This window comes from Cryobacterium sp. LW097 (assembly GCF_002205495.2).
GTDB classification, from domain to species: domain Bacteria; phylum Actinomycetota; class Actinomycetes; order Actinomycetales; family Microbacteriaceae; genus Cryobacterium; species Cryobacterium zongtaii.
This window is the reverse complement of the sequence record NZ_CP021992.1, coordinates 233,543-250,008: the sequence shown is the minus strand read 5'-3', so window position 1 is coordinate 250,008 and position 16,466 is coordinate 233,543. Positions and strand designations below refer to the sequence as shown.

Below are 16,466 nucleotides of genomic sequence, written 5' to 3'. Positions count from 1 at the left end.
TTTAAGCTGCAAGTATGAAAGCTGTTCCGGCCTGGTTGGTCTTCACCGTGCTCCGCGTCCTGATGTTCGTCGTGCCCTTCGTGGTGCTGTCACTGCTGGGCATCGAGGGCTGGTTGGCGGCGCTGCTCGCCGCGGTGATCGGCCTGTGCCTGTCCTACATTTTCCTTCGCGCCCGGCGCGAAACGGTGGCCCGCGGTCTTTACGAGGTGCGGCACCGCGACAAGGAGCCCGTGCACCCGGATGCCGAGTCGGAGGACGCCGCCGTCGACCGCGCCGCGGCTTCTCAGACCAACGTCGGCCGCACCCCGCCCGCGCCGTAGTCGTCCGCTCGTAGTCATCCGCTGAGCGGGCGGCTCGACGCTACCTGTTGCCGCTGCGGGCAACAGTTGTGCCGTTACAGGGCGAAGGCCAGCCCGAGCGTGATGCCGTAGAGCAGCGCCGCCAAGCTGGTGAGCTTGAGCACCAGGATCAGTTCCTTCGCCGTCTTCGCGGTCGCCACGATCAGGCAGGCCGGCAGCACCAGGAGCAGCACGAAGAAGGTGAGCCAGGCCAGCGGGTAGAACAGCGCGAAGAAGCCCGCTATGGCGAAGGGCACCAGCAGGAACACGCAGAACACCACGCGGGATGCCCTGGCGCCGATCCACACGGCGAGGGTGCGCTTGCCGGCTGCCTTGTCCGGCTTGATGTCGCGCAGGTTGTTCACCATCAGCACCGCGCAGGCGATCAGGCCGATGGCGACGGCGCTCAGCCAGCTCTCCAGGTTGACGGTGCCCACCTGCACGTAGGTGGTGCCGACCGTGGCCACCAGGCCGAAGAAGACGAACACGAACAGTTCGCCCAGGCCCAGGTAGCCGTACGGCTTCTTACCGCCGGTGTAGAACCAGGCCGCCACGATGGCCAGGGCGCCCACGGCGAGCAACCACCAGTACTGGCTCACCACCACGAGCACCAGGCCGGCGACGGCGGCGATGCCGAAGAAGGCCAGCGCCACGGTGAGCACGGCGCGGGGCTTGGCGGCTCCCCCACCGGTGAGGCGAGCCGGGCCGACCCGGTGGTTGTCGGTGCCGCGGATGCCGTCGGAATAGTCGTTCGCGTAGTTCACACCGATCTGCAGGCTCACCGCCACCACCAGCGCGAGCAGTGCCCGCACCCAGTGGAACTCGCCGGCGCCACCGGCCACGACAGCGGCTCCGGTTCCCAGCGCCACCGGCGCGACGGCCAGCGGCAAGGTGCGGAGGCGCGCGCCGGAGATCCAGTCGCCGGCAGTTGCCGGCCCGCTGCGTGCGGGTCCGGTCCTCGCAGAGTTCTTCCGGGCCGGGTTGCCCGACTTCGCCGGGTACTTGGGCCCGGTCGGCGCCGTGTTCCGGGCGCCGTTCTGGCTGGTCTGACGGGACTTCTGTTGTTTCGGCTCGTTCGGCCGCGCTCCATGTGCCACGCCCTCATGTTACCGGCCGCATCCGGGTCTCCGCCGGGTCACCGCCGGGCCGTCGGGCGGTCCCGCGGGCCGGGCCCTCAGCGTGCGATGAACGCTTCCAACGCCTGCCGGTCCGGCTTTCCCGAGGCCAGGAGCGGGAGGGTCTCGACGGTCACGATGCGAGAGGGGCGGGCGGCGCGGCCCAGAGCCGAGGCCGCGGCGGCGCGCACGGCTTCCAACGCCGGCGGCGCAGCGGCTACCACCACCACCACCACCGGTGTCTGCCCCCAGACCGGGTCGGCGGCGCGCACCACGACGGCCTCGCCCAGCCCGGGGAGGCTGCGCACGAGGGCCTCGACGGCATCGAGCGACACTTTCTCACCGCCGGAGACGATCACGTTGTCGGCCCGGCCGGTGACGCTCACGGTGCCGTCGACGGCGACCGCACCCAGGTCGCCCGTGCGGTACCAGCGCACGCCGTGGTCGTCCCGGAATCTGTCGCCGGTGCGATCCTCATCGCCGAGGTACCCGTCGGCGAGTACCGCTCCGCTGATCTCGAGCTGCCCGTCGACGGCACGCACCAAGGTGTTGCCGATCGGGACGCCGTCGTACACACAGCCGCCGGCGGTCTCGGACGAACCGTAGGTGCGCAACACGCGGATCTTCTGCCGTTCGGCCCGGTCGATCAGTGCCGGGGCCACGGCCTGGCCGCCCACGAGGATGCCGGTGAAGCGCCGCAGCACGGTCAGGATCGCCGGGTCGGCGTCGGCGGCATCCAGCAGCCGGGCCAGCTGCACGGGAACCAGCGAGGTGAACCGCAACGGTTCGACGAGGCGGCGGGCGTACTCGGCGAAGACGACGGGATCGAAGTGGCCGGGCGGCAGCAGAACGGGTTCGGTGCCGGCCACGATCGACCGCACGAGCACCTGCACGCCGGCGATGTAGTGGGCGGGCAGGGCGAGTAACCATTGGCCGTCGCCGCCGAGGGCCACGCTCGACGCTGCCGCGGAGGCGAGCAACGCGTCGGTGCTGAGCATCACCCGTTTGGGCGCGGCCGTCGAGCCCGATGTTTCGATCACCACGGCCACTCGGCGCGGCACCGGTCCGAGCCCGGCCCGGTCGGCCCCGGTTCCGTTGTCGGCCGTAGGCGACGGCACCGGCACCGGTAGCAGCGCGTCACCCGTGGCGGAGAGCGCCAGGCGCAACTCGGTCAGCAGGTGCACCGGATCCCCGGCGGGAACGGCGCGGACGGGCCTCACCGCATCCCCTAGAACTGCCAGGGGTACGGCGACCAGTCCGGTTCGCGCTTCTCAAGGAACGAGTCCCGGCCCTCGACGGCCTCGTCGGTGCCGTAGGCCAGGCGGGTGGCCTCACCCGCGAAGACCTGCTGCCCGACCATGCCGTCGTCCACGGCGTTGAAGGCGAACTTGAGCATCCGGATGGCCGTGGGCGACTTGGTCAGAATTGTGCGCGCCCAGTCCAGCGCCTCGTTCTCCAGCTCGGCGTGCGGGACGACGGCGTTGATCGCGCCCATCTCGAGAGCCCGTTGGGCCGAGTACTCGCGGGCGAGGAAGAAGACCTCCCTGGCCGCCTTCTGGCCTACCTGGCGGGCGAAATATGCGCTGCCGTAGCCGCCGTCGAAGGAGCCGACATCGGCATCCGTCTGCTTGAACTTGCCGTGCTCGGCGCTGGCGATGCTGAGGTCGCAGACCACGTGCAGGGAGTGCCCGCCGCCCGCCGCCCAGCCGGGGATCACGGCGATGACGACCTTGGGCATGAAACGGATCAGACGCTGCACCTCGAGGATGTGCAGCCGGCCGCCCCTGGCCTTGTCGATGCCGCTGGCGGTCTCGCCCTCACCGTACTTATAGCCGTCCCTGCCGCGGATGCGCTGGTCGCCGCCGGAGCAGAACGCCCAGCCACCGTCGCGCGCGCTCGGGCCGTTGCCGGTGAGCAGCACCACGCCGATGTGCGGATTGGTGCGGGCGTCCTCGAGGGCGGCGTAGAGTTCGTCGACGGTTTGCGGCCTGAAGGCGTTGCGCACCTCCGGCCGGTTGAAGGCCACGCGGGCGATGCGGCCGGTGAGGTCGTGGTGATAGGTGATGTCGGCAAGAGCGCCGAAGCCATCCACCGAACGCCACTGGGTCGGGTCGAAGATCTCTGAAACCAGTTCGGGCATGGCACCAGACTACGCGGCAGGCTCAGGCTGCCGGGTTGGTCGCCGGGTCCTGACATGGACCGATATACAGCTGGGACCGCTCACACCAGACATGAGGGCTATTCAGGTGTACCTCCTCGGCGGCTTCCCCGTCAACCCCTTGAACGGGCTTGACGCCGAGTTGTGTACTTATGTCACCCGAACGACCTGGAGGTGGTCATGTTTCACAACAGCCCCTCGGCACCCGACACCGCGTTACCCGAATACGCACCCGTCACCAGCGCCGAAACCTACACCGCTCCTGTCCTGAACCCGACACCCATACCCGGCAGCACCGTCGACGACACGGCCCTCGGCCTCGGCGACGTCGAGATCACCGAACTCTCCCCCACGGAGTGGCGCGTCGCAGACCATGGCATCGAGCATGACGACCCGACCGCCCTACTCGGCTTCATCCAGATCGTCGGCAGCGCCTTCGAGGTGACCAACCTCGGTCGTCCGCGGGAACGCGCCTACTTCACTTCCTTTGACCGTGCCACAGCCAGTCTTCTCCCCCGGGGGGTCCTCGCATGACAACCATCGTCCAGCCGCCCACCACCCGTGCGAGCGCTCGCGCCACAACTCAAACCCCGGCAGCGCCGCCGGAGTCGACCCCGTCGTCGTATTCGCCGTCGGCCGCCGCCAGCGCCGCGGCCACCTCCCGCTACAGCCGGGCTTCCACGGATGCCTTCGGCGACTACCTGCGCCGCATCGGCAAGGGCCCCCTGCTCTCGGCCGAGGACGAGGTGGATCTGGCCCGCAAGATCGAGGTGGGCCTGTTCGCCGAGGAGAAGATGAACCGGGCGGAAGCCGAAGGCACCCCGGTGACCCCCGAGTTCAAGCGCGAACTCACCTGCCTGGTGTTCGAGGGCCGGCGGGCGAAGAACCACTTCATCGAGGCCAACCTGCGTCTCGTGGTGAGCATCGCCAAGCACTACTCCGGCCGCGGCGTCCCGATCATGGACCTCGTGCAGGACGGCAACATCGGCCTGGTGCGGGCGGTGGAGAAGTACGACTTCATGACCGGATTCAAGTTCTCCACCTACGCCACCTGGTGGATCCGGCAGGCCATCCACCGCGGCATGGCCGACAAGTCTCGCATGATCCGCATCCCGGTGCACACCGCCGAGAAGCTCAACAAGATCAAGCGCATCCGCCGCGACCTCACCAGCACCCTCGACAGGGAACCGACGCTCAAGGAGATCGCCGAGCTGTCGCAGATCGCGGTGCGGGACGTGTCCCGCCTGCTGCAGTACGACAACGAGCCCATCTCGCTGCACGCACCGGTCGGCGACGGCATCGGCGACATCGCCGAGCTGATCATCGATGACGACCTGCCCCAGCCCGATGAGTGCGCCACCATCACACTGCGGGCTGCCGACATCACGTTTTATCTCGATGCCCTGCCCGACCGGGAGCGGTCCATCCTCACAGCCCGCTTCGGTCTCACCGGTGAGGAACCTCGCACGCTCGACCAGATCGCGGTCATCCAGGGGGTGACGCGGGAGCGGGTCCGACAGATCGAGAAGCGAGCCTTGGCCCTCCTAAAGGTGCCACGACTCGAGCGATATCTCAGGGACTAGAAGCGAAAACCGGCGTAGCGTAACACCTACCCCTATCAACGGAGTGGTGCAATGGGCAAGCTGACGTACGATTCGAGCCTCACGGCGGATTTCGATGATCGCGTGCTCGCGCACATCCAGGTAGTGATCGGTGCCAAGCTACGCCGGGGCGAGTGCTTCTATTTCACCTGGCGAGACGACCCGCAGGGCGGTGACGGACGGAGCACCATCTGGATGCATCCCAGCATCCCCTTGGCCTACAAGTATTTCGGCGGTCGTTCGCCCAGCCTCAACCGCGACTGGATCGAGGCGCTGATGCTGACCGCGAATTCATCGGGCGGCCTGCAGATCGTGCCGGAACCGCACCGCCTGGGATCCACGTCGAATGGTAAGGATGATTCGTGACCCGCATCGACATCGTCTACGGCGGTAAGCCGTACACGCTCGGCGACCGCACACTCGAATCACTCCGAGCCGAGATCTCCGACGCGGCGGAGGCCGGCGTGCCCACCTGGCTGCGGGTCAACAGCGGCGCCGGGCGCTATCAGGATGCCTATCTGCTCATCTCTCCGGGCACCGCGATCGCCATCGTGGACGTGCAGCCCAACGGTCCGGACGTGACGCTCACTCCCGAGGAGACGTTCGTCGCCGATTCCACCGAATGAACGGCTCAGGGGCGGACCCGCGGATGCTGGCACACTAGAGCCATGCTCCCTTCACTGCACGACGTGCTCGCCACCGCCCGCGTGGTCGACCTCCCCCTCGTCACCGGCTTCCGCGGCCTCACCAGCCGTGAAGCCGTATTGATCGAGGGGCCGGCCGGCTGGACCGAGTTCTCCCCCTTCGTGGAGTACGACGATGAAGAGGCGTCGGCCTGGCTGCGGGCTGCGCTGGAGTTCGGCTGGGAAGAGAGCCCGGCCCTTCGACGAGACCGGGTTCCGGTGAACGCGACGGTGCCGGCCATCGACGCCGCCGACGTGCCGGCACTGCTGGCCCGGTTCCCCGGCTGCCGCACCGCCAAGGTGAAGGTCGCCGATCCCGGCCAGACCCTCGCCGAAGACGTGGAGCGGGTGCGCGCGGTACGCAAGGCACTCGGCGCGGAGGGACGCATCCGGGTGGATGCCAACGGGCTCTGGAACCTCGACGAGGCCGAGCACGCGATCCACGCCCTAGCCGAGTTCGACCTCGAGTACGTCGAACAGCCGTGCGCGTCGATCGACGAGTTGGCCGAGATCCGCCGCCGCACCGACTACCTCGACCTGCCGATCGCCGCCGACGAGAGCGTGCGCAAGGAGTCCGATCCCCTGCTGGTGTCCCGCTCCGGCGCTGCCGACCTCCTGGTGGTCAAGGTGCAGCCGCTCGGCGGCATCCGCGCTGTGCTCGCGATCCAGGCCGAGACCGGCCTGCCGCTGATCGTCTCCAGCGCCCTCGACACCTCGATCGGCATCTCGATGGGCGCGTTCCTGGCGGCGGCGCTGCCCGAGCTCGACTACGACTGCGGCCTGGCCACCGCGTCGTTGCTGGCCGCCGACGTCACCCATGAACCGCTGCTGCCCGTTGATGGCAGCATCCCGGTGCGCCGGGTGGTGCCGGATGCCGACCTTCTCGACACCTACGCGGCCAGCCCTGAGCGCCGCGACTGGTGGCTCGCCCGCATCACCCGCGTGCACGCCCTGCTCGCCGAGTAATCAGGAGGCGCGACGCAGGGCCCGCCTAGAGCTCTGCGGGTTAGGCGCCGTTATGCGGGTGGCGCGCCACCCGCATAACGGCGTGGCACCCGCCCATTGCGGATCCGGCGATCGGGCGCGGACCGAGCGGGCGCGACCCTCGCCGCGGGTTACAGGCCGGAGTAGGCGTGCAGGCCCTTGAAGAACACGTTCACGACGCCGAAGTTGAACATCACGGCGGCGAAGCCGATGATCGCCAGCCAAGCCGACCGCGATCCGCGCCAGCCCCGGGTGGCCCGCGCGTGGATGTACCCGGCGTAGATCACCCAGATGATGAAGGTCCAGACCTCTTTGGTGTCCCAACCCCAGTACCGGCCCCAGGCCCGTTCGGCCCAGATCGAGCCGGCCATGAGGGTGAAGGTCCACAGGATGAAACCGATGATGTTGGTGCGGTAGGCCAGGTTCTCCAGGGTGACCGCCGACGGCAGGGTCTTCAGGAACTTGAGCCGGCCGGGCTTGTCGGTATCCACCCGGTCCTCGCGGCGGGCCTGCAGCAGCTGCACGAACGAGAGCGCGAAGCCGAGGGCGAAGAACCCGGTGGCGAGAGACGCCACGAACACGTGGATGACCAACCACACCGACTGCAGAGCCGGCGGCAGCGGGGCCACTTCCACGTAATACTGCTGGGCTATGCCGAGCAGGATCAGGACAAGTCCGGTGACGAAGGTGCCCAGGAATCGCAGATCGATGCGGGTCAGCAGGATCAGGTACACCGTGACGATGAGGAGAGTTCCGGTCATCGCGAACTCGTACATGTTGGCCCACGGCACCCGCTCGGCGGCGATGCCGCGCAACACCGTGGCCACGAGCTGCAGGCCCCAGGCGAGCACGGTCAGCGAGACGCCCACCCGCAGGCTGGCGGAGCGGCCGTACGGCGTCGCCGCATCGTTGACCATCCGGGCGCTGATGCGGGTGAGGGTGCTGGTTCCGCCGGCGGAACCCACCGAGGTGGCCTCGCCCGCTCGGGCCTTGGCGGACTCGACATCGGCCGCGTCCACCGCAGAGCTGCGCTTGGCCAGGTCGATCGAGAAGGCGATGAACGCCAACGCGTAGACGGCCATGGCCGAGTACAGGCTGAGGATCGAGAGCTCGTTCAGATTCACCAGTACAGCCTAAGCGGGTTCGACGGGTGAAACGACCGGGGCCGAGCGTTCCAGCAGGGCGATGTGCCGGTCGGCGAGGGCGGTGACGGCCGACTCCAGGGCCGGGTCCTCCCCGCGGGCGAGGCCGGCGTATTCGAGCCGCACCGAGCCATCCGCCTGGTCAATGGCCTTCACCCAGAGCCGACGGCGCGGCACGAACAGCGAGGTGAGCAGCCCACCGAGCACGAGCACCGCGAACAGCAGCACCCAGCCCTGGGTGGGGTCGTGGTGGATATCGAACGACGCGAACCGCGGCACCGAGCCTGAGAAGTCTCCCGCCGCGGCATCCGGAGTGGCGTTCTCGAAGGTCACCGAGCCCAGCCCGTTGGGCAGCTCCTGGGTTTCGCCTGGCTTGAGTTCGAGCGGCTGGATGTCGCTCGTGCGGGTGGCCAGCGGCTCCATGGAGTCGGTGTCGAGGGAGTACACCGAGGTGGGCACACCCTCGTCCAGGCCCAGGTCACCCGCGTACACATTGAGGGTGAGCACCGGGTACTCAAGGTCGGGGAAGCTGGAGAAGTACGAGCCGGTGCTGCTCTCGTCTTGGGTCGGGTAGAAGAAGCCGACCAGGCCCACCTGCTCGGCGAGGCCGTCCGGCACCTTCACGATGCCCAGCGAGGTGAGGTTGGCGTCCTGCGGCAGGAACGGCACGGAGTCGGTGAACACCACTGTGCCCTCAGGGTCCTTCACCGTGATGGTGGGCGCGTAGCCGTTGCCGAGCAGGTAGACGCTGGTGCCGCCGGTGCGCAGCGGGTCGTTGACCCGCACCGCGCCGGGCTCGGCGTCGCCGCCGCGCGGGGTGAGCGTGACGCCGGCGGTGAAGTCGACGGGCTGGCCGAACGCCTCGAGGTTCGCGGTCTCGTAGCTCACCGTGAAGTCGTCGAGGGTGAGCGTGTACGGGTCCAGTTCGGTGTCGTCGAAGAACCGGCCGGGGTTGAACGAGTCGTAGGCCAGCAGCGTGTTGACGAAGGTCTGGCCCTCCACGAGCACTCGTTGGCCGCTGAAGCCGAAGCCGCTGCCGAAGCCGACCACCACGAGGAGACCGACCAGGGCGGAGTGGAAGACCAGGTTGCCGGTCTCACGCAGGTAGCCGCGCTCGGCCGAGACCGAGAACTCAGTGGGGCTCTCGAACAGCGCCACCCGGTAGCGACCCTGCTTGAGGACGGTGCGGGCGGAGGCGACGGCGGTGGCGGCATCCGTGCCGGCCGGGGCCGTGCGGGTGGTGAAGCCGGCCAGCCGGCCGAGGCGCGCGGGGGTCTTGGGCGGTTTGGCGCGCAGGGCCTGCAGGTGGTGCTTGGTGCGCGGGATGACGCAGCCGATCAGCGAGACGAACAGCAGCAGGTAGATGGAGGAGAACCAGGCGGAGGAGTACACGTCGAACGCCTGGATCTTGTCGAGCACCGGCGCCAGGTCGGGGTTGTCGGTGAAGTACTGGGTGACGCCGTTCGGGTCGGAGCTGCGCTGGGGCACCAGCGAGCCGGGCACCGCCGCGATGGCGAGCAGCAGCAGCAGGAACAGCGCGGTGCGCATGCTGGTGAGCTGACGCCAGAACCAACGCAGGGTGCCGACAAAACCGAGTTTGGGCTGGGTGATCCCGTCGCCGGTGGGCGCCGGGGCGGAGTCGATGTGGTCAGATGGCCGGGACATAGCTGCCAATCACCCCTTGCAGGTTCAGGAGCCAGGCATTCCACACGCCGCTCACCATGAGCACCCCGATAACGATCAGGAGCACGCCGCCGAACAGGTTGATCGCTCGGATATGACGCTTGAGAAAGGCTACGGCCCCGGTGGCCCAGTTCAGGCCCAGGGCGATCAGCAGAAACGGGATGCCCAGGCCGAGCGCGTAGAACAGCGCCAGCAGGCCGCCCTGCCACGGTGAGCCGGTGCTCAGGCTGAGCGAGTTGATGGCCGTGAGCGTGGGGCCGGTGCACGGGGTCCAGCCGACCGCGAAGACCGCGCCGAGCACCGGAGCGCCGGCCAGGCCCATCCGCGGCCGCCAGGAGGTCTTGATGGTGCGCTGCATCGCGCCGAACTGACCGACGAAGACCAGGCCGAGCAGGATCACGACGGCGCCGGCGACGCGGGTGATCAGGTCACGGTACTGGTTGAGCCAGAACCCGGCGACGCCGAACACCACGCCGGTGAGCACGAAGACCAGGGTGAAGCCGAGGATGAACAGGGCCACGCCCAGCAGCAGCCGGTTGCGTCCCCGGCGCGCGGAGAGCTTCGACCCGCTACTCCCGTCGGCGAACCCGCCGATGTAGGCCAGGTAGCCGGGCACGAGCGGCAGGATGCACGGGGACGCGAACGAGACGAGCCCGGCCAGCACGGCGATCGGGATCGCCAGGAACAGTTGCCCGCTGAAGACGATCTCGCCGAAGGGATTGCCCACGCCTAGCCGTCCTCGGCAATCGTGTCCTTGATCAGGGTTTCCAGGATGGACGGCGAATTGACCTGGCCGAGGATGCGCGCGGCGACCCGACCAGAGGAGTCCAGCACCAGGGTGGTCGGCACGGCGTTCGGGGGGATGCTGCCGCTGAAGGCGAGCTGCAGGCCGCCGTCGTCGACATCCATCACCGATGGGTAGCTGATCTCGTAGCTTTCGTTGAAGGCGATGGCGCTGGGCGCCTGGTCGCGCACGTTCACACCGAGGAAGCTGGCGCCCTGACCGGCGAATTCCTCGCTGATCCTCTTGAGGTCCGGGGCCTCGGCGCGGCAGGGGGCGCAGCTGGCGTACCAGAAGTTGACCACGAGGACCTCGCCTGTGTAGTCGTCGGAGCTGACCGTGGAGCCGTCCTCGAGGGTGCCGTCGAAGACGACGGACTCGCCGCGATCTTCGGCGGCGATTTCGGTGACGCTGCCGTCGCCGGCGATGTAGCCCTTGCCGCTGCCTTCACGGTACTGCGCGGCGAGCGGGTCGTCGCTGGTGCACCCGGTCAGCACGAGGCCGAGGCTGACGAGGCCGATCAGGGCGGCAGGAATCAGGCGTGGCCGGCGACTCACACTGCACCTACATCGTTGGCCGGCACCAGAAGGGCGGCGGCGGGACTCGCATAGCCGACCTCGGCGGGCACATTGTCGTGCAACGACAGCGTGGTGATGCTGGACAGGTCACAGCGGCGTTTGCGCGGGTCGTGGGCGAGGCGTTCGTGGGCCAGGGTGCGGTGCACCATCCAGATCGGCAGCTGGTGGCTGACCAGAACGACGTCACCGTCGTCGACCGAATGGAAGGCATCGTCGATGGCGGCGAGCATCCGAGCAGAGATGGACGCGAAAGGCTCGCCCCAACTGGGCCGGGCAGGGTTGATCAGGCTGGGCCAGGTGCGCGGGTCGCGCAGGGCGCCGCCGGGGCCGCGCATCCGCTTGCCCTCGAAGCGGTTGGCGGGCTCGATGATGCGCTCGTCGAGGTGGATGGGCAGGCCGAAGGCCGCCATGATCGGGGCTGCCGACTCCTGGGTGCGCTGCAGCGGCGAGGCGATGATCCGCCCCACGGGGCGCCCACGCTCGACGAGGTCTGCGGCAGCCGCCTCGGCCATCCGCTGCCCCAAATCGGACAGCCGAAAGCCGGGAAGTCTGCCGTAAAGCACGCGCTCGGGGTTAAAAACCTCACCGTGCCGCACGAGATGTACCTGGCTAGCTACCACACGCTCCAGTCTACGGAGAGGTCACCCGCGAATTCGCCGAGAGCTGTGCGGCTAAACTCAGGGGGTGAATGCGCGCGTACTGATCAAGAACCTTGCTGCCCTCGACGACGGTCTCGTTTCCGTGTCCGGATGGGTTGAAACCGTCCGAGACCAGAAGAAGGTGCAATTCGTCGTCTTGCGCGACGAATCCGGCGCCGTGCAGCTGGTCAATCCACGCACCACGGATGCCGAGGGTGTCGTCGTCGACGACGAGCCGGCGACCACCATCTCCGGCCTGTCCCAGGGCAGCTTCGTCACCGTGACCGGGCAGCTCAAGCACGACGAGCGCGTCAAGCTCGGCGGCATCGAGATCAAGCTGGCGTCCCTCGAGGTCGTCACCCTCGCCATCCCGGAGACCCCGATCGCGGCAGACTCCAGCCTGGACAAGCGTATGGACTGGCGCTTCCTCGACCTGCGCCAGCCCAAGGCGAGCCTCATCTTCCGCATCCAGACCACGTTCGAGCACGCCCTGCGCACGTACTGGATCGAGCACGACTTCATCGAGCTGCACACCCCGAAGCTGATGGCCAGCGCGAGCGAGTCCCGCGCCGAGCTGTTCGAGGTGGAGTACTTCGACCGCAAGGCCTACCTGGCGCAGAGCCCGCAGTTCTTCAAGCAGATGGCGCAGTCCGCAGGTTTCGGCAAGATCTTCGAGGTGGGGCCGGCGTTCCGGGCCGACCCGTCGTTCACCAGCCGGCACGCCACCGAGTTCACCAGCGTTGACTCGGAGATCAGTTGGATCGACAGCCACGAAGACGTCATGCAGCTGCACGAGGACCTGCTCGTGGCCGCGTTCACCGCGGTGAAGGCCAAGCACGGCGAGGAGGTGCTCGCGCTGTTCGGCGTCGAGGTCACCGTGCCGAGCACGCCGTTCCCGCGCATCCCGCTGGCCGAGGCCAAGGAGATCGTCAAGAGCCGCGGCTACGAGGTTCCCCGTGAAGACGACGACATGGACCCCGAGGGCGAGCGCCAGATCGCGGCGTACGTCGCCGAGACCTACGGGCACGAGTTCGTGTTCCTCACCGACTACGCGTCGAGCATCCGCCCGTTCTATCACATGCGCCACGAGGGCGACGCGAGCCTGACCAACAGCTACGACCTGATCTTCAACGGCACCGAGATCTCCACCGGCGCGCAGCGTGAGCACCGCATCGACGTCCTCGTCGAGCAGGCCGTGGAGAAGGGTCTCGACCCGGCCGAGATCGCGGGTTACCTGGACTTCTTCCGTTACGGGGTACCGTCCCACGGTGGCTTCGGCATGGGCCTGGCCCGCGTGCTGATGCTGATGCTGCACCAGGCATCCATCCGCGAGGTCACCTACCTGTTCCGCGGGCCGACCCGCCTGGAGCCGTAACCGCTACTCCCGCTCGCGAAAGTCGCGCCTGTCTCACGGACAGGCGCGATTTTTCGTTAAGACCAAACCTTTTCCGGGGTGGGGCCGAACCACCTGCATACCAAGCAAGCCCCCACACTCCACAGCAAAGGACTTCATCATGCGCAGCTTCACCAAGACCGCACTCGGCCTCACCACCGCAGGCCTGCTCGTCGCCGGCCTCGCCGCCTGCACCACCGACGAGGGCACCGCGTCGACGTCGTCGTCCAGCTCCTCGTCCTCCAGCAGCTCCGCGGAAGCCACCCCCACCCCGGTCGCCTCCATCCCCACCCTCACCGGTGTCGACACCTCCGTGCTCCTGGACGCCGACTTCGCCGCCGCCCTCACCAGCCTGGGCCTGACCCCCGGCACCGTCGGCACCGCCACCCTCGAAGAAGGCAGCCTGCACTTCCCCATCACCGGCGGCAACGTGGACTACTACGACCCGGCCGAGGACTACCGCCCCTACGTCCAGGGCAACATCGAACACGAGGGAAGCGGCTTCTCCCTCACCGCCGGCGAGACCGTCGTCGAACTGACCAACTTCACCATCGACCCCGGCACCTCCGAACTCTTCGGTGACGTCACCGCCAACGGCGAATCCGCCGCCACCCAGGTCAAGCTCTTCGACCTCTACGGCGGAACCCTCGAACCCCTCAAGATGGACGGCGACAACGCCATCCTCACCGGCACCACCGTGCACATCAGCGCCGACGCCGCCGCCCTGCTGAACACCACCTTCAACACCGACGCCGTCGCCGACCAGCTCCTCGTCGGCATCGCCACCATCACCGTCAACACCAAGTAACACCCCCGCACCACACGAAAAACGGCCGAGCACCAGCTCGGCCGATTTTTCGCGCCACAAGCACCCCGCACCCCGTGCCCACTCAGACCGCGAAAGCGGCCAACCGGTCACCACAACACCCCTGAAGCAACCACACCACCGCTCTCGCGAAAGGCACCTCCCGCGAAAGCGGCCCAACGGTCACCGCGGCGCCCCGAAGCAACCACGACCCCGCTCTCGCGGCCTCGGGGCGGGACCGAGCGTCAGTCAGACGACCAGGTCCACGGCCATCCGTTCGGCGGTGACCGAGCGCACGTAGGCGCCCGCCGCCACGTGGGCCGGATGCGCCTGGTAACGACCTAGCGCCGCCTCGTCGTCGAACTTCGCGACGAGGGCCACGTCCCAGTTGGCGCCGCCGACCACGTCCGGTCCGATGCGAAACGAGCGGATCTCGTCGACCACACCCACGAGAGCGCCGAGCCGAGCCGCCATCTGGGCGGCGTTTTCGGCCTTTTCGGCAGGATCAGTGGCCGCCAGCTTCCAGGACACGATATGCAGAATGGTCATCGGACCTCCAGGAGTGCGGTGCGCAGGCGCGCCGGGTCGATGCGCCAGTAGTTGTGCACCAGCCCGTTGATGAGCAGCACCGGGATGTCTTCGACATACAGTTCGTGCAGCTCAGGGTCATCGAGAATCGACTTCTCCTCGAGCAGCACGGTCGGGGATCCGGGTTCGGCAGCCAGCTCCGCGAGCACCGTGGTGACCACGCCCAGAGCGTCGTCGCAGAGGTGGCATCCCGGCTTGCCGATCAGGGTGAGGTGCGCGGTGGACATACCCCCAGCCTAGGCCGCTGCTGTGCGGTCACCGTGAGTAGACTCAAGCGCAATGTCCGACGAATCCGGTCCCCGCGCTATCGCGTTCTTCGACGTGGACAACACGCTTCTGCGCGGTGCGAGCCTCTATCACTTGGGCGTCGGTGCCTGGCGGATGCGGTTCATCTCGCTCGCCGACATTCTCGCGTTCGGCTGGAATCAGACCCGGTTCCTGGCGGTCGGCGAAGACGGGGTCGATATCGCCCGGCTCCGGATGCGGGCCTTGGACATCATCACCGGGCACACCAGGGACGAACTCGTCGGCCTCAGCCACGACATCTTCGACAGTCGGCTCATCCATCGGCTCTGGCCGGAAACCGTCGCCGTGGCGCACGCCCACCTCAAGGCAGGGCGCGAGGTGTGGCTGGTCACCGCGACGGCCCAGGAGGTCGCTGATGTGATCGCGGAACGCCTGGACCTCACCGGCGCGCTCGGCACCAAGCTCGCCACCGTCGATGGCATCTTCACGGGTCAGCTCGTCGACGGCATCTGCCACGGCAGCCGCAAGGCCGTCGTCGCTCGCGGGCTCGCCGAGGATCGCGGCATCGACCTGGCACTCTGCTGGGCGTACTCCGATTCGCACAACGACATTCCGTTGCTCGAACTCGTCGGCAACCCCGTCGCCGTGAATCCGGACACCACGCTGCGGCGTTACGCACTGGCACGCGGCTGGCCGATCATGCACATGAAGATCGCGCAGATCAAAGCCGCACACGCAAGCAAAAAGCGCTAGGTCAGTGACCTAGCGCTTTTTCAGGTAAAACGGTCGAGACCGTCTACTTCTTATTACGACGCTGGTGGCGAGTCTTACGAAGCAGCTTGCGGTGCTTCTTCTTCGCCATACGCTTGCGTCGCTTCTTGATTACAGAACCCACACGGACCTCACAAAGATTTGGTTTAGCCGCGGGATTCGCGACCGACACGAAAACCCCATTCTAACGGATAAAGAAAGTCCCGTCCGACTCACTTCCTCCGAGAGTGGGTTCGATTGCCCTCAGGACCGCCGATTCCGGTACCCGGAAGGAGCGTCCGAAGCGCACGGCGGGCAGCTCACCGGCATGCACCATGCGGTACACGGTCATCCTGGACACCCTCATGACCTCGGCGACCTCGGCGACGGTGAGGAAGCGCAGATCGTCGAGTCGCGAGTCGGGAAGCGCACGTGACATGGCGGCTCCCTGCTATCGACGAGTGCGTGTGCCCGTCACTGTAAAGCGAAGCCCGGCCGCCCGCTAGTCGCTTTTGCGCCACTTCTTGACGCTCTTCTTCACCCCGGAGTCCTTGACCACGTGTTGCATCTGGAAGGAGGTATCAGCGAAAGCCTTACCGATCGCCGCAGCGAAGGCGCGCTGCTCATCCTTGAGGACCTCGGTGTCATCGACGACCCCCGCGAGCACGGTGTCCACGTCGATACTGAGGAACGGGATCAGCCAATCCTCGATCACCTCGAGCGGGGCATAGTCGAGGTGGTAGTAGCGGTGCTGGCCCTCTTCGCGCACACCGACCAGCCCGGCCTCACGCAGCACCTTGAGGTGCTTGGACACCGTCGGCTGGCTCAACCCGAGCGAACTGACGATGTCGGAGACACTCAGCTCCCCCTGGGCGGCACTGGACTGGTTGTAGCGCTCGAGGAGAATGCGTAAGATATCGCGTCGGGTCGAGTCCGCCACTACGCCAAAGATGTCTGCCATGCCCCAAGGCTAGTCATTCCGG

General features: G+C 67.6%; 22 protein-coding genes. 9 read left to right on the top strand and 13 right to left on the bottom strand.

What is annotated here, in order from left to right; all coding sequences use genetic code 11:
• Positions 1-14 precede the first annotated feature (14 nt).
• Positions 15-320 carry a DUF4229 domain-containing protein gene (locus B7495_RS01200; RefSeq protein ID WP_088454980.1) on the top strand — a complete coding sequence of 102 codons (306 nt, stop codon included), beginning with the start codon at positions 15-17 and terminating at the stop codon, positions 318-320.
• A gap of 74 nt (positions 321-394) precedes the next feature.
• Here the strand turns inward: B7495_RS01200 and B7495_RS01195 are convergent, their stop codons facing one another.
• The 3 genes from B7495_RS01195 to B7495_RS01185 form a co-directional block, all read right to left on the bottom strand.
• Positions 395-1,435, bottom strand: a complete 1,041-nt coding sequence (locus B7495_RS01195; protein WP_088454979.1) for a 1,4-dihydroxy-2-naphthoate polyprenyltransferase — start codon at positions 1,433-1,435, stop codon at positions 395-397.
• A gap of 77 nt (positions 1,436-1,512) precedes the next feature.
• On the bottom strand, positions 1,513-2,673 hold the full coding sequence (locus B7495_RS01190; protein WP_205748696.1) for an AMP-binding protein: 1,161 nt from the start codon (positions 2,671-2,673) through the stop codon (positions 1,513-1,515).
• Between the two features lie 8 nt (positions 2,674-2,681).
• Positions 2,682-3,593 (bottom strand): 1,4-dihydroxy-2-naphthoyl-CoA synthase, encoded by a 912-nt coding sequence (locus B7495_RS01185; protein WP_088454978.1) that lies wholly within the window; start codon positions 3,591-3,593, stop codon positions 2,682-2,684.
• Positions 3,594-3,791: 198 nt separating this feature from the next.
• On the opposite strand from B7495_RS01185, the gene B7495_RS01180 reads away from it, so the two are divergent.
• Genes B7495_RS01180 through B7495_RS01160 form a run of 5 tightly spaced genes read left to right on the top strand, consistent with a single transcriptional unit; the run spans position 3,792 to position 6,861 of the window.
• Positions 3,792-4,145, top strand: coding sequence for a hypothetical protein (locus B7495_RS01180; protein ID WP_088454977.1), 354 nt, complete (start codon positions 3,792-3,794; stop codon positions 4,143-4,145).
• Positions 4,142-5,194: an RNA polymerase sigma factor RpoD/SigA gene (locus B7495_RS01175; protein ID WP_088454976.1), complete on the top strand. Its 1,053-nt coding sequence runs from the start codon at positions 4,142-4,144 to the stop codon at positions 5,192-5,194. Before B7495_RS01180 ends, B7495_RS01175 begins: the two co-directional genes overlap by 4 nt.
• A gap of 51 nt (positions 5,195-5,245) precedes the next feature.
• Entirely contained in the window at positions 5,246-5,578 is a 333-nt protein-coding gene (locus tag B7495_RS01170) for an ATP-dependent DNA ligase (RefSeq protein WP_088454975.1), read from the top strand.
• On the top strand, positions 5,575-5,838 hold the full coding sequence (locus tag B7495_RS01165) for a hypothetical protein (RefSeq protein ID WP_088454974.1): 264 nt from the start codon (positions 5,575-5,577) through the stop codon (positions 5,836-5,838). Before B7495_RS01170 ends, B7495_RS01165 begins: the two co-directional genes overlap by 4 nt.
• Positions 5,839-5,880: 42 nt before the next feature.
• Positions 5,881-6,861 (top strand): o-succinylbenzoate synthase, encoded by a 981-nt coding sequence (locus B7495_RS01160; protein ID WP_088454973.1) that lies wholly within the window; start codon positions 5,881-5,883, stop codon positions 6,859-6,861.
• Positions 6,862-7,010: 149 nt separating this feature from the next.
• Here B7495_RS01160 and ccsB read toward each other — a convergent pair whose 3' ends face one another.
• Genes ccsB through B7495_RS01135 form a run of 5 tightly spaced genes read right to left on the bottom strand, consistent with a single transcriptional unit; the run spans position 7,011 to position 11,683 of the window.
• Positions 7,011-7,961: a c-type cytochrome biogenesis protein CcsB gene (ccsB, locus tag B7495_RS01155; RefSeq protein ID WP_088457807.1), complete on the bottom strand. Its 951-nt coding sequence runs from the start codon at positions 7,959-7,961 to the stop codon at positions 7,011-7,013.
• A 51-nt stretch (positions 7,962-8,012) separates the two neighbouring features.
• Complete coding sequence (locus tag B7495_RS01150) at positions 8,013-9,686, bottom strand: cytochrome c biogenesis protein ResB (RefSeq protein ID WP_088454972.1); 1,674 nt, start codon at positions 9,684-9,686, stop codon at positions 8,013-8,015.
• The gene (locus B7495_RS01145) at positions 9,670-10,431 is read right to left on the bottom strand and encodes a cytochrome c biogenesis CcdA family protein (RefSeq protein WP_088454971.1); all 762 of its coding nucleotides are present in this window, start codon (positions 10,429-10,431) and stop codon (positions 9,670-9,672) included. The genes B7495_RS01150 and B7495_RS01145 overlap by 17 nt, the downstream gene beginning before the upstream one ends.
• 2 nt (positions 10,432-10,433) lie before the next feature.
• Positions 10,434-11,042 (bottom strand): TlpA disulfide reductase family protein, encoded by a 609-nt coding sequence (locus B7495_RS01140; RefSeq protein ID WP_088454970.1) that lies wholly within the window; start codon positions 11,040-11,042, stop codon positions 10,434-10,436.
• Positions 11,039-11,683, bottom strand: coding sequence for a histidine phosphatase family protein (locus B7495_RS01135; RefSeq protein ID WP_088454969.1), 645 nt, complete (start codon positions 11,681-11,683; stop codon positions 11,039-11,041). The genes B7495_RS01140 and B7495_RS01135 overlap by 4 nt, the downstream gene beginning before the upstream one ends.
• A gap of 79 nt (positions 11,684-11,762) precedes the next feature.
• Here B7495_RS01135 and aspS point away from each other — a divergent pair, with 79 nt between their 5' ends.
• Both aspS and B7495_RS01125 read left to right on the top strand, forming a co-directional pair.
• Positions 11,763-13,076, top strand: coding sequence for an aspartate--tRNA(Asn) ligase (aspS, locus tag B7495_RS01130; RefSeq protein ID WP_088457806.1), 1,314 nt, complete (start codon positions 11,763-11,765; stop codon positions 13,074-13,076).
• 139 nt (positions 13,077-13,215) lie between these two features.
• Positions 13,216-13,902: a hypothetical protein gene (locus B7495_RS01125; protein WP_088454968.1), complete on the top strand. Its 687-nt coding sequence runs from the start codon at positions 13,216-13,218 to the stop codon at positions 13,900-13,902.
• Between the two features lie 246 nt (positions 13,903-14,148).
• Here B7495_RS01125 and B7495_RS01120 read toward each other — a convergent pair whose 3' ends face one another.
• Positions 14,149-14,448 carry a Dabb family protein gene (locus tag B7495_RS01120; protein ID WP_088454967.1) on the bottom strand — a complete coding sequence of 100 codons (300 nt, stop codon included), beginning with the start codon at positions 14,446-14,448 and terminating at the stop codon, positions 14,149-14,151.
• Positions 14,445-14,714, bottom strand: coding sequence for a glutaredoxin family protein (locus B7495_RS01115; protein WP_088454966.1), 270 nt, complete (start codon positions 14,712-14,714; stop codon positions 14,445-14,447). Before B7495_RS01115 ends, B7495_RS01120 begins: the two co-directional genes overlap by 4 nt.
• 52 nt (positions 14,715-14,766) lie before the next feature.
• Between B7495_RS01115 and B7495_RS01110 the strand changes: the two genes are divergently transcribed.
• Entirely contained in the window at positions 14,767-15,486 is a 720-nt protein-coding gene (locus B7495_RS01110; protein ID WP_088454965.1) for an HAD family phosphatase, read from the top strand.
• 43 nt (positions 15,487-15,529) lie between these two features.
• On the opposite strand, the gene B7495_RS01105 is transcribed toward B7495_RS01110, so the two are convergent.
• From B7495_RS01105 to B7495_RS01095, 3 genes are all read right to left on the bottom strand, one after another.
• Entirely contained in the window at positions 15,530-15,628 is a 99-nt protein-coding gene (locus B7495_RS01105) for a 30S ribosomal protein bS22 (RefSeq protein WP_003792170.1), read from the bottom strand.
• Between the two features lie 60 nt (positions 15,629-15,688).
• Positions 15,689-15,922, bottom strand: coding sequence for a helix-turn-helix domain-containing protein (locus tag B7495_RS01100; protein ID WP_088454964.1), 234 nt, complete (start codon positions 15,920-15,922; stop codon positions 15,689-15,691).
• A gap of 63 nt (positions 15,923-15,985) precedes the next feature.
• Positions 15,986-16,444, bottom strand: coding sequence for a helix-turn-helix transcriptional regulator (locus B7495_RS01095; RefSeq protein ID WP_088454963.1), 459 nt, complete (start codon positions 16,442-16,444; stop codon positions 15,986-15,988).
• Between the last annotated feature and the right edge of the window lie 22 nt (positions 16,445-16,466).